8 protein-coding genes and 1 tRNA gene are annotated in these 12,615 nt (G+C 48.0%); 5 read left to right on the forward strand and 4 right to left on the reverse strand.

Going from position 1 to position 12,615, the window contains the following annotated elements; all coding sequences use genetic code 11:
• Window positions 1-183: 183 nt before the first annotated feature.
• Window positions 184-687: a hypothetical protein gene (locus tag ACJ2PR_RS22795; protein WP_446871069.1), complete on the forward strand. Its 504-nt coding sequence runs from the start codon at window positions 184-186 to the stop codon at window positions 685-687.
• Between the two features lie 295 nt (window positions 688-982).
• On the opposite strand, the gene ACJ2PR_RS22800 is transcribed toward ACJ2PR_RS22795, so the two are convergent.
• The 3 genes from ACJ2PR_RS22800 to moaC form a co-directional block, all read right to left on the reverse strand.
• Window positions 983-2,281, reverse strand: a complete 1,299-nt coding sequence (locus ACJ2PR_RS22800) for a hypothetical protein (RefSeq protein WP_446878676.1) — start codon at window positions 2,279-2,281, stop codon at window positions 983-985.
• A 77-nt stretch (window positions 2,282-2,358) separates the two neighbouring features.
• Window positions 2,359-3,276 (reverse strand): branched-chain amino acid ABC transporter permease, encoded by a 918-nt coding sequence (locus ACJ2PR_RS22805; protein ID WP_446861084.1) that lies wholly within the window; start codon window positions 3,274-3,276, stop codon window positions 2,359-2,361.
• Window positions 3,269-3,787 (reverse strand): cyclic pyranopterin monophosphate synthase MoaC, encoded by a 519-nt coding sequence (gene moaC, locus ACJ2PR_RS22810; protein WP_446861083.1) that lies wholly within the window; start codon window positions 3,785-3,787, stop codon window positions 3,269-3,271. Before moaC ends, ACJ2PR_RS22805 begins: the two co-directional genes overlap by 8 nt.
• Window positions 3,788-3,828: 41 nt before the next feature.
• Between moaC and ACJ2PR_RS22815 the strand changes: the two genes are divergently transcribed.
• From ACJ2PR_RS22815 to ACJ2PR_RS22830, 4 genes are all read left to right on the forward strand, one after another.
• A tRNA-Arg gene (locus tag ACJ2PR_RS22815) sits at window positions 3,829-3,902 on the forward strand.
• Window positions 3,903-4,416: 514 nt separating this feature from the next.
• On the forward strand, window positions 4,417-7,263 hold the full coding sequence (locus ACJ2PR_RS22820; protein ID WP_446878677.1) for a GAF domain-containing protein: 2,847 nt from the start codon (window positions 4,417-4,419) through the stop codon (window positions 7,261-7,263).
• 413 nt (window positions 7,264-7,676) lie between these two features.
• On the forward strand, window positions 7,677-7,802 hold the full coding sequence (locus tag ACJ2PR_RS22825) for a ribbon-helix-helix protein, CopG family (RefSeq protein WP_446878678.1): 126 nt from the start codon (window positions 7,677-7,679) through the stop codon (window positions 7,800-7,802).
• A 337-nt stretch (window positions 7,803-8,139) separates the two neighbouring features.
• Window positions 8,140-11,766 carry a response regulator gene (locus tag ACJ2PR_RS22830; RefSeq protein WP_446878679.1) on the forward strand — a complete coding sequence of 1,209 codons (3,627 nt, stop codon included), beginning with the start codon at window positions 8,140-8,142 and terminating at the stop codon, window positions 11,764-11,766.
• Between the two features lie 146 nt (window positions 11,767-11,912).
• Here the strand turns inward: ACJ2PR_RS22830 and ACJ2PR_RS22835 are convergent, their stop codons facing one another.
• Window positions 11,913-12,293, reverse strand: a complete 381-nt coding sequence (locus ACJ2PR_RS22835; RefSeq protein WP_446861080.1) for a hypothetical protein — start codon at window positions 12,291-12,293, stop codon at window positions 11,913-11,915.
• Window positions 12,294-12,615 lie beyond the last annotated feature (322 nt).

Genomic DNA, 12,615 nt, shown 5'->3' on the forward strand with positions numbered 1-12,615 from the left:
AGCCGTCCCCAGATATTGCTATCTGTTTAGGCTGAACGAATCACACACCAAAAACTACACTAAGTTCATATCGATTAAACGCTTTCTATGTAACCTCTTCTATGTAACCTCGGTTTCAGGAAACTTATTCATCCTTCGTGTATTTGACTAAATAGAAATAATACACAGTTCTGAGTTAGTTTTATGCAATGGAACGCTGCTTTATTGAGTGTGGGCGTAGCTATCTTGTCGGTGCTTCCAGCCGTTTCAGCGAGTGCTGCCAGTATTGAGATGCGAGTATTAGACGCGATCGACGCTCAAGGTTCTAATGGTCGCTGCCCTGAGAAAGTGGTTTTGACTGAAGCTTCGCGCCCTTATCGTGAGGGAGGGTATACGATCGACGGGTCGGCAAATTTGAGCGCCATTGTTGAAAAGGTTGCGATCGCAGCCACAGATGATTTTAGTGTTACCTGGGTGGGCAAGCTCAAGCCACAATACAGTAAATGTAGAGCGACGGCCAGCATGGCAAAAGTGGGTGGTGCAGCCTATCAGGGACATTCTTATCTACGGATGCGCTTTGTGGGCGGTAAAGCTTACTTGATTCTTGACATGACTGGAATGAGCGATGCCAACGATTCGACAACGGTGATCCTCAACAAATCAGTGAAGAATGGAAACCCAAATTGGACTTGGGGAGGAACGGATTAGAGGAGATAAGGGACTTTACGATCGACTCCATAATCAATTAAGTTGAGCCGATCCGGGTTGCTCCCCAAATCATCCACCTGTGAGGGACTTTGAACCAGAAATCTTGTCTAAAAGTCCCCCAGAATTGGCAGCTTGGGGGGCAGAAGTGCTTTAAAGTAGACTAAAAAAACTGGTCAAACAGATACTTTGTTGAATGCTGCTGACCAAATTAAAAAACAAAAATTGCAGCCGCATCTCAATGTATTGGGATTACTTCAAAACTAGGGCGACAAAAGATAGTGTGACTTAACAAAGGCTATCTAAGTTCCACAATCAAAGGATGATCGGGAACACTTAAAGAAATGCTGCGAGGATTGCGATAAGTTTTTTGAGGAGTCGTTCCGTTGAATGTGGGCAGGTATAAATTTGCTTGAGATATGCGATCTCCCAAATTAAGAGTCAGCGATCGTGCAGTCTCCACATCTTTAAAGTCTGACTTCACACTGAGAACATTAAGCCACAACACTAAATAGAATGCACCGTTGCGTTTTTGTAACAACACTGATTTTACATCCTGAGTATTGCCAGAAAGACTGTAGCGTAACGACGTTGGAGAAAAAGCCCCTCCCGAATCTTTGAGCACTTGAATGAAATCACGCACCGCACTATAAGCAGGCTTAACCGATCCATCTCGCCGCAAAAATAGACTCCACTCATCCAGCGAAAAGTTATACAAATGAGTGCGATAAATACCGCGTAGAAAATACTCTAAATACATCCGAGTGGCATATTTTGCCGACGATCGCTCCGTCACGCCGCCTTGATTCGTACAGCCCTGCCGATTCAGGTCATTGCAATATCCTGTCTCAGTGGCGACGAGTGGCGATCGAGGCAGTCTTAATAACCGTCGCATCGATCGCACATTGTCATCTAACCCTCGATCGGGCAGTGCCGAAGTGCCCCCTGGATAGGAGTGCAAATTTCCCATGTCAGCGTCTACAACGCCCTGTCTTCCTGCATTTTGGTGAAACGCGAGAGAAGGAGTCAACACTCGAATCGCTCTCACCTGTGACTGAATCGCCGCATTGGGATGACGATAGTTTTTGATCGCTCGATACATCTCCGACTGAAAGGTGCGCGTGGCGATCGGAAACGATTGATCTTTATACTTCAGATTAGACTGTACATCCCATTCATTGGGCCCCTCAACCGCAATCACGTGGGGCAAGATTGGAACAATGCCTTTCTCAGGAACGTTTTCGCCCGTAAACCCATCGCGAGGGTCCATCACCATCGTCCACTTAAAGCCACCAATTTGCGACAATTCTCGGACTCGACGGTAGTAAGATTCTCCCGACCCGCCATCTCTGAGATAGCGAATGCCCAGTCCACCTAACTTTGATTTGATCACAGCGTAGTCTTTGTCAGACGCATAGTGAACTTTGACCGCCACGCCCATTGTCTCAAGCAAACGATTGGCAGGAGTCGCCCGCGTCATCTGCACCGCAGCAGAACCAGGATTAAACGGCGCAATTAATTGATAGGGAAGCTGCAACACGATCGCAAATCCTATCCCGATCGCGACCAAAATCATTCCTTTTTGCAGTCTGCTCAACACAGAATTCCTCGCCAGATCACTGCTTTTATAGCTTGTTTTTTAGACGAGTGGATCGTCCGATCGGAAGAGTCACGCTATTGAGAGCGCCGCCGCTTCAACAAATCAGGAGTGATCCACCCTTGAGGGAAAAAGATCGTCCCGATTACAATCAAAAATCCAAAAACAATCAACCGTCCGTCTCGTAAAAATTGCGCTAACCACATCGGTAAACCCGGAACATCTGCAACGGCCCGCAAAATCTCTGGCAACGCTGTAAAGACCATTCCGCCCAATACTGGCCCGATGAATGTTCTAGAGCCGCCAATCAACACAAACGTTAAATAAATAATGCTGGCATCAAAGGTTCCTTGTCGAGCATTCCACGTATTGAGAAAATGAGCGCTAATCGCACCAACCACACCCGCTAGCATCGCCCCCAACACGAACGCAAGCACTTTGTAATACGTGGGATTGATTCCCATCGCATCGGCTGCTAACTCATCTTCTCGAATCGCAATTAACGCCCGACCCACTCGAATTTTCTCAAGCCGATACACAAATCCCATACTGACTAACAATAGCGGCAGCGCAATCCACAGATACTCGATCGCACTCCCAAACGGTTGCGGAATGCCAAAGATGCCAACGGCTCCCCCGGTGATTTCTAGATTGAGCGAGAGCACGCGCAAAATTTCCACAAAGGCGATCGTCGCGATCGCTAAATAAATTCCCCTCAATCGCAACGCCGGAACGCCCACTACAATTCCTAACAGTCCACAAATCACGCCCGCAGTTAGCATTTCAAATAAGAGGAGAACGATCGGATACGCCCCTTCAACTTTAAATACTTGAGTCGAAAGAATCGCCGCAACATAACCGCCCAACGCATAAAACCCAGGACTTGCCAGCGACAACTGCCCCGCCATCAGCGGCAAATATAACGACAACCCCAACAGCGCCCCCAACACCATCGAGACCATCAAAAACCCATAAGTGGACAAAAAATCACTCACGCTGATAGTCTCCCGATTTTCCGCCCGTTTTGCTCAACAGATAAATTTGCTCGATTTGAATCGATTTTTCGAGCGCCTTGGCCATATCATAAAGCGTCAAAGCCGCCACCGAAACCGCCGTCAAGGCCTCCATTTCTACCCCTGTCTCCGCCTTGATTCTCACCTCCGCCCGAATCTGATAGCCCGGTAAAGTGGGATCAGGCTCGATCGTGACCTCCACTTTTTGTAAGGGCAGCGGATGACAAAGCGGAATCAAATTTGCGGTTTGCTTGGCTGCCATAATCCCCGCAAGTCTCGCCGTCCCCAACACATCACCTTTGGGTGCGTTGCCTGCCTCGATCGCCGCCATCGTCTTGGGCAACATTTTGACTCGACCCAGCGCGATCGCCTGTCTCACCGTCATCGATTTCGCCGAAACGTCCACCATTTGCGCCTGTCCCTGAGCATCTAAATGGCTGAGTAAAGCATCGGATTCTGAATTTTTAGAAGAAATCGAAGAATCTTTTGTCATTTGGCCCTTTCTAATAGTATGATGATCCTATCAGTGAGCGAGGGCTTGTAGCTCAGTGGACTAGAGCACGTGGCTACGGACCACGGTGTCGGGGGTTCGAATCCCTCCTAGCCCGTTCAAATATCACAAGATAAGGCTAGGTTTGGAAGAAATCTCCAGATTTAGTCTTATTTTTTGTTAAAACATTCTTTATCCACGTCAACCCATCGGCGACTCCTTGAGGTCTTACGTTTCGCGTAGGGCTTCACACCTCATAGATCAGGATTTTGTTTAATTCACAATTCTCATATGAGCGGCCCAAAAACTGCCCTTTCAACAAACCCCAAGTTAGGGTGACTCTGAGCGACGAAAACCGCATCGATTCCCCTACTTAACTGGTTTAATACAGCCTAAATCTCATGCTTCTACCCTAAGACTGATTCTTAGTTGACCTCTGATCTCATTAAGATTAAGAAATGTATCATTAGTTCACATAGAGGCAATTGTCACAAGGTTGTGAATTGAGCCAATCCGGGTCTGCATGGCCCTCGATCCTGCTTCAATTTACCAAAGCTTCCTGGTTAAAATCTTTTCTGTCTACCGTCTCTCAGCCGATAACGTCAAGTTCACCTCCGGATCGCGATCGCTCCATGATGCCATCTCCTTTGCCCCGTGATGAAGCCGCAAGACTCGACGCTTTGCATCACTACAATGTTCTTGATACTCCCTCAGAATCAGACTTTGACGAAATCACTGAACTAGCAGCCCACTTTTGTGACACCCCGATCGCGCTGGTCTGTCTAGTGGATCGCGATCGCCAATGGTTCAAATCCAAAGTGGGGCTAGAGGTGTCAGAAACTGCGCGACGAGTCGCCTTTTGCGCTCACACTATTTTGCAGTCCGATCTATTGGTCGTTGAGGATGCCCTTCAAGATAGCCGCTTTGCAAATAATCCGCTGGTGACCTCTGACCCCAAAATCCGCTTCTACGCAGGAATGCCCCTGATCACGCCCCAGGGATACCCGATCGGAACCTTGTGCGTCATCGATCGCATTCCTCGTCAACTGACAGCCGAACAAAGCCGATTTTTGCGCGTTTTAGCCAGCCAGGTCATCACTCAATTAGAACTGCGTCGTCACTTGTCAGCATCGTCTCAAATGGTGGCTCGTCTTCAACAGTCCGAACAGGCGCTACAACTGGCTCGTGCTGATTTAGAAATTCAGGTCAAAGACCGAACTGAGCAACTCTTACAATCTAATCAAACGTTGCGAAAACAGGCAGAGCGCGATCGCTTACTCGGTGCAATTGCAGCCCGGATTCGCCAGTCGCTAGATCTCGACGAAATTTTAGAAACGGCCGTTGCCGAAGTGCGTAACTTTTTGCAAGTCGAACGAACTGTCCTCTATCAGATTGAAGTCGATCGCGGCGGTAAGTTTGTCGTTGAGTCAGTTGCTCCGCACTGTTTGTCTATTTTGGGCGATCCACTGCATGACCCTTGCTTTGATGCAGACTATGCCACCCAATATCAGCAGGGACGGATCTCTGCGATCGCGGATATTTACCAGGCCAACTTAAGTCCCTGTTATCTCGAATTGTTGGCCCCGTTACAGCTTCGAGCGATGTTGTTGGTGCCGATCGTCTTCAACAACCAGTTGTGGGGGTTACTCTGTGCCCATCAGTGTAGTGAGCCGCGAGACTGGCAACCGTTTGAGATTGATTTGCTGCGACAATTAGGAACGCAGATGGCGATCGCGATTCAACAGGCGCAACTCTTTCAGCAAGTCAAACAACAGGCCCAACGAGAACAACTGCTCAATCAAATCAGCCGCACTCTAAATTCCAGTCTTGATCTAGCCTATGTGTTACAGCAGATTGTGAACCACACGGGACAGTGCTTTAGCGTCGATCGCGCTCTGATTTTTGCCATTGCCGCCCAAGAAGTCCAGGTTCTCAGTGAGTGGCATGCTCAGAGTCAAGCTCAGTCTGTTAAAGGAGCTAGAACGATCGCGTCTCAATGTCCTGACTTGTTAAATTCCATTGTTGCCTTTGGCGATCGACAAGTCTTTCACGCGCCCAACTTCGCCAGTTTGTCTTCCAAAACCTTATCTTCCAAAACCTTATCGGTGTTGAGCGTGCCGATCTTCGTTCACAACAAGCTGGCTGGAGGGTTGTGTCTACACATGACGACGAGTTGCAGAACCTTTACCGTCGAAGAGATAGATTTATTAGAGAGAATTGCTGACCAGGCAGCGATCGCCCTCTACAACGCCCAAAGCTACAAACGACTAGAACAATTAGTCCAAAAACGTACCCAGGCATTAGAACAAGAGAAACTGATTTCTGAATCTGCCAATCGAGCCAAAAGCGAATTTTTGGCCAACATGAGCCACGAACTGCGAACGCCGCTTAACTCCATTATGGGACTCTCACAACTATTGCAGCAGGAGTTTTTTGGGCCGCTCAACGACAAACAACAAGAATATGTCACTTGTATTCATAGCAGTGGTGAACATCTACTATCGCTAATCAACGACATTCTCGATCTAGCAAAAGTCGAAGCGGGAAAAGAAGAACTCTCTTTCACCTCTCTCTGTGTGCAAGAAGTGTGTAATAGCTGTCTCAGTTTGGTACGAGAACGCGCCTACGATCGTGGCTTGCAGCTAACCACCCACCTTGATCCAAACGCAAATTTCTGTATGGCGGATGTGCGTCGTCTCAAACAAATCTTATTGAATCTTTTGTCAAACGCCATTAAATTTACGCCCAGCGGCAAAGTTTCGCTCATCGTTCAAAAACAGCCTCATGGCATCACTTTTACCATCGCAGATACGGGGATTGGCATCGCCGAAAAGAAGCTGCCGCTATTGTTTCAGCCGTTTAGTCAAGTAGATAGTCAACTTAACCGACGCTATGAAGGGACTGGACTAGGATTGGTCTTAGCGCGCAATTTAGCAAAACTGCATGGAGGCGATATCACGGTGAAGTCGATCGCCGGAAAGGGAAGTCAGTTCACGCTCTATTTACCCGATGAGCCACCCGGTTTACTTCAGTTTCAGCCTGCTATGCCGTCAGATGTTTCAGTGCGATCTACTGAGGCAGACAGTTCTGTGAGACCAACGCATCCTGCTCAAGATCAAGGGCGAATTCTAGTTGTTGAGGATGATCAAAACAGCGCTTTGCTGCTCCAAGACTTTTTGAGTGCGCTTGGTTACCAGGTGATGCATTCAACCGATAGCACTCGCTTCTTAGAAGACATTCAAGCTGTAAATCCCGACTTAATTTTATTGGATGTGCAGTTACCCAACGGGGTGACGGGACTAGATTTATTGGCTACCCTGCGACAAAATCCCAAATGGCAACATCTCCCAGTTGTGATGATTACGGCGATGGCGATGCGGGGCGATCGAGAACGCTGTCTAGCAGCCGGGGCCACTGATTACCTCAGTAAGCCGATTCAAACCGATCAACTCAAGTCCCTGCTGACACAATATTTGTGAGTCACGAACGCCTTGGTTCATGTATACTTTTTGTCCAGAGTCAACACGGGAAGACAAGTGGTTGACACTCTCCAGGGCTAAAGCCACGGGGATTCTTGGCTCATCGAGACCACTTAAACTAGATTCCTTGCAGTCTCTGGCCCAGAGGTGGGACTCTCCCCAAGCGTTAATTCGGGTATGCCCTACCCTATTTGCGCCATCGCAAGTCCTGTTTGTCGTTGGAACGAATTTGCTTCAAATGCTGTTCGTCTAGCTCCTCTGAATCTTTTACCGACTGCGAGGGGGAGTCTAGAAAAATGCAGTAGAACCGCATCGATTCAATTTTCAAGGTGCAGCGCGTCTTTCGACGGCTAGGTTTTTAGAGTGGTTGATTACCTTTCCACTAGAATAAGTGTATCACACTGGTACACAAAATGGCTGAAAAACAACTTCACGTTAGAGTTTCTGAGGAAGAGATGAAAAAGCTTGAACGGTATGCCAAAAAAGCAAAGCGAACTAAAACGGACATCCTGCGGGAATTTCTACGTTCCTTGCCGTGAGAGATTGGGGCGATCGCCCCTCGCTATCCATCCCCCTGCCTAAAGGCGCTACCGTGTCTACATAAGTCGATTGGATCTGTACTTGCCGTAATCCTTCGCCCCCTAAATCCCCCCTTCTGGGGGACTTTGAACGCTGATCAGGGTTCTAAATTCTGAAAGTCTTTTTTGCTTAAAGTCCCCCAGAAGGGGGGATTTAGGGGGCTGAAGCCGACTAGAACGAAGTGAGTATAGACTTGTGTATACACCGTAGTGCCTGAAGGCGAGGGGCTTTTCGCTCAATTTTGGTAAGCTCAGAAAAGAAACGCAATTATTTAGAGACTGCCTTTCTTTATCCTCAATGTTGAATCGTCTGAAAATCGGCACTAAAATTGGCGCAAGTTTTGCAGTTGGGTTAGCAATTCTCGCCACGATCGGCACCATCTCCCATCATGGAACAAACCAACTGGTGACCACAGCGCGTCAAGAAACCCACACTTACCAGGTTTTGGCAACGCTCCAAGAAATTCTTTCTCTGATTAAAGATGCAGAAACCGGACAGCGAGGCTTTTTGCTCACCGGAGAACCGCGTTATCTAGAGCCATACAACGCTGCCATCAAAAACATTAATCAGAAAATTCAGGATTTGCGCCGACTGACCGCAGATAACCCCAGCCAGCAAAGCAATCTTGATCGCCTGGAGCCGCAAATTACGACCCGGCTCGATCAGCTTCAAGAAAGTGTGCAGTTGAGACAGTCCCAACAAGCGGAAGCCGCCATCGAATTTGTCCGTAGTGGTCGCGGGAAGGAGACGATGGATAATATTCGGCGCATTAGCGATCGTATGAAAGCCGAAGAGCAAGAGTTGCTGCGATTGCGCGCCGGAGCCGCAGAGTCCGCCGCCGCCAACACCTTGAGCAGCGTCACGTATGGCATTCCACTGACTTTTTTGATTTTGGCGCTGATTGGCTATTTGCTGTCGCGCACGATTTCTAAACCGCTCAAAGAAGTCTCAGAAGCCGCAGAACGCATTGCTGGGGGAGATTTGTCGGTAAGGCTGCCGGAGAGTGATCGTCAAGATGAAGTCGGCATTCTCACACGCACTTTTAATCAGATGATGGTCAATTTGCGGGAGACCACTGAGCGAAATGATCAGCAAACCTGGCTCAAAACAAACCTGGCAGAAGTCGGTCAACAGCTTCAAGGACAGCGCGATTTAGAAGCCGTTTCCCGTCTGATTTTGTCGAATTTGGCTCCTCTGGTAGGCGCACAGCAGGGCGTTTTTTATGTGATGAGGTCGGTTGAAGATCAGCCCGTGCTAAAAATGCTGAGTAGCTACGCCTATCAAGAACGCAGGCATTTATCAAATGAGTTTCGGCTGGGTGAAGGGTTAGTTGGGCAGTGTGCTTTAGAAAAACAAAGAATTCTATTAACTGATGTCCCCAATGATTATATTCGGATTCACTCTGGGTTGGGGTCAGCGTTGCCGTTAAATATTTTAGTGTTGCCAATTTTGTTTGAGAATCAGGTAACAGGCGTGCTGGAGTTAGCATCTTTTCAGCGATTTCGTGATTTGCACCTAACGTTATTAGACGAGCTTGCTGAAGCGATCGGGGTGGCGTTGAATACGATCGCTGCCGATATGCGAACCCAACAACTACTCGAAGAATCTCAAACTCTCACCGAAGAACTGCAAGTCCAACAGGAAGAACTTGAGGAAAGTAATCAGCGACTACACCAACAAACCAAAGCTCTGGAGGAATCAGAATTTTTATTAAAAGAACAGCAAGAAGAACTGAAACAAACCAATGAAGAATTGCAGCAGCTAAACCAGGAACTCGAAGAAAAAGCAGAATTGTTAGCGATTCAAAAACGCGAAGTCGAACAGAAAAATCAAGCGATCGAACAAGCGCGAGTAGAACTCGAAGAAAAAGCTGCACAGTTGACCCTATCTTCTAAATACAAGTCTGAGTTTTTGGCGAATATGTCTCATGAGTTGAGAACGCCCCTCAATAGTTTGTTAATTTTGGCGCGACTTTTGGCAGACAACAATGATGGCAATTTGACCGAAAAACAGACCGAGTACAGCCGGACAATCTATTCTTCTGGCAACGATCTGCTGGAGTTAATTAACGATATTTTAGACCTGGCAAAAATTGAATCGGGCACCATTTCACTTGAGCTTGAGACGTTACATCTGAACGAGTTGCGGCTCTATCTAGAGCGAACCTTTAATCAAGTAGCCCAAAGTAAGGGACTCAGCTTTACGATCGCCCTCTCCCCCGATCTTCCACCCACCATCACCACCGATATCAAACGTCTCCAACAGGTTCTCAAAAATCTATTGTCCAATGCGTTCAAATTTACTGATCAGGGCGGCGTGACGCTAAGTATTGCTTCTGTTCAGACTCAACGTGATGAACCGACGATCGCCTTTGCCGTCAGTGATACCGGAATTGGAATTCTCCCAGAAAAGCAGAAGATTATTTTTGAAGCGTTTCAGCAAGCCGACGGTACGACCAGCCGCAAATATGGAGGCACCGGGTTGGGATTGTCGATCAGTCGCGAACTCGCTCAATTGCTAGGAGGCAGCATTCAACTCGTCAGCCAACCCGGACAGGGCAGCACGTTTACCCTTTATCTACCGCAAGTGCTCAAGGCGACAGAAAAGCCCTCCTTACCTGCGACGGCTCTGCAACCCCTGCCATCGTCCGTCCCCGAATTGATTGTCCCTGTCCCTTCGCTGCCAGCTTCCGAAATCGCCGACGATCGCGATCAGATTCAGCCCAACGACCCCTTGCGGGTATCTCGAAGAGATCGCGTGCTTTTGATCATCGAAGACGACATTAATTTTGCCCGCATTTTGCTTGAGATGGCTCGTCAGCAAGGGTTTAAAGTAATCGTGGCATTGAGAAGTCAGCCCGGTTTGTCGCTGGCGCAGCACTTCAAGCCCAATGCAATTATGTTAGACATTCACCTGCCCGATATGGACGGCTGGACGGTACTCGATCGCCTCAAACACAACCCCGAAACTCGTCACATTCCGATTCACATTTTGTCGAGTGATGACCAACAGCAGCGAGGATTAAGTTTGGGCGCGATCGCATATCTACAAAAGCCCGTCTCATCCGAAACCCTCAATCAGATTTTTACCAACATCAAAGGCTTTATTGATCGTCCGGTGAAATCACTTTTGATCATCGAAGATGACGCTGTACAAGCTAATAGTATTGCTGAACTGATTGGCAATGGTGACGTTCAGAGTACAACCGTCGGAACGGGAGCAGAAGCACTTTCTAGACTACGATCGCAGCGCTTTGATTGTGTTGTCATGGATCTGGGACTGCCCGACATGAGCGGCTTTGATCTAATTGAGCAGATCAAGCAAGAATCCGAACTTGCCAGCTTACCGATCATCGTCTACACAGGTAAAGAACTGACCCGCCCCGAAGAAACTCGGCTAAAACGGCTCGCCGAAACGATCATCATCAAAGACGTACGATCGCCCGAACGACTTCTCGACGAAACAGCCCTTTTCTTACATCGCGTTCAGGCCAACTTGCCGCAACCCAAGCGTGAAATCTTAGAAGAACTTCGACAAAGTGATCCGGTTTTAGCTCACAAAAAAGTGCTGGTCATTGACGACGATATGCGAAATATCTTTGCCCTGACCAGCTTATTAGAACAATACGAAATGGAAGTGATCTACGCCGAAAATGGTCGAGATGGCATCGAAGTGCTGCAAGCCAATCCCGACACTGACGCGATTTTGATGGATGTGATGATGCCTGAAATGGACGGCTACGAAACGACTCGCGCCATTCGCCAACAGGAGCAGTACCGCACCCTTCCGATCGTCGCACTCACAGCCAAGGCCATGCAGGGCGATCGAGAAAAGTGTATTGAAGTGGGAGCCTCAGACTACATCACAAAACCCGTCGATACCGAACAGTTGATCTCTTTGCTGCGAGTCTGGCTGTATCGATGAGGAGTTTGGACATTAGGAGATTTCTAGCAAAGAAGTTACCAACCTTGGGAAGCCCCCCAAATCCCCCAATTCTGGGGGACTTTGACTTTCAGAACTCTCAATGGAGACAGCCGGGTAAATTTATTAAAGGAAATCTCCTAACGTCTCTATTCACCCAGACGGTTGTCTTCGATCCATTGCACGACTTCTGAGGTCGATTCGGCGTAGAGTGTTTTGCCCGTCATCGGGTCGTAAGCCCGCCACAAAATCACACCCGAATCACCTACAATTCGCTCAACCGAGAGCCGAGAAGACTCATCGATCGCTCTCATCCAATTGTTCCAGGCTTGTTTGAGGTGGTTGGTGACCGCTTGCACTCCGTGACGATCTACTTGAGCTAATTGGCGGCGTTCTTGCTCTAAGAGGAAAACGAGTTCAACATTTTGAGACGCTTTGGCAACGGCGATCCGGTGAGACAGTGAAGCGAGGATCGCGGCTTGATGTTGAGCGGCAATTTTAGAAGAATTACCTTGAACAGTAGTATTCATGATTCACAAACGACAGTTTCAATGATTAAACTGAATTTTCTTTGACTCTAATATTCTAAAATATTTCTGTAACAAACGCTACCGAATTGTCTTCAATCCCTGACTTTCCCTGTTCGGAGTGGCAATCAGACTCCTCGACTCTAGACCTACGGTGTACACACAAGTCCATACTCACTTCGTTCTAGTCGGCTTCAGCCCCCTAAATCCCCCATTCTGGGGGACTTTAAGCAAAAAAAACTTCCAGAGTTTAGAACCCTGATCAGCGTTCAAAGTCCCCCAGAATGGGGGATTTAGGGGGCGAAGGATTACAGCAAGTACAGAT

It is taken from the genome of Phormidesmis sp. 146-33 (assembly GCF_052939515.1).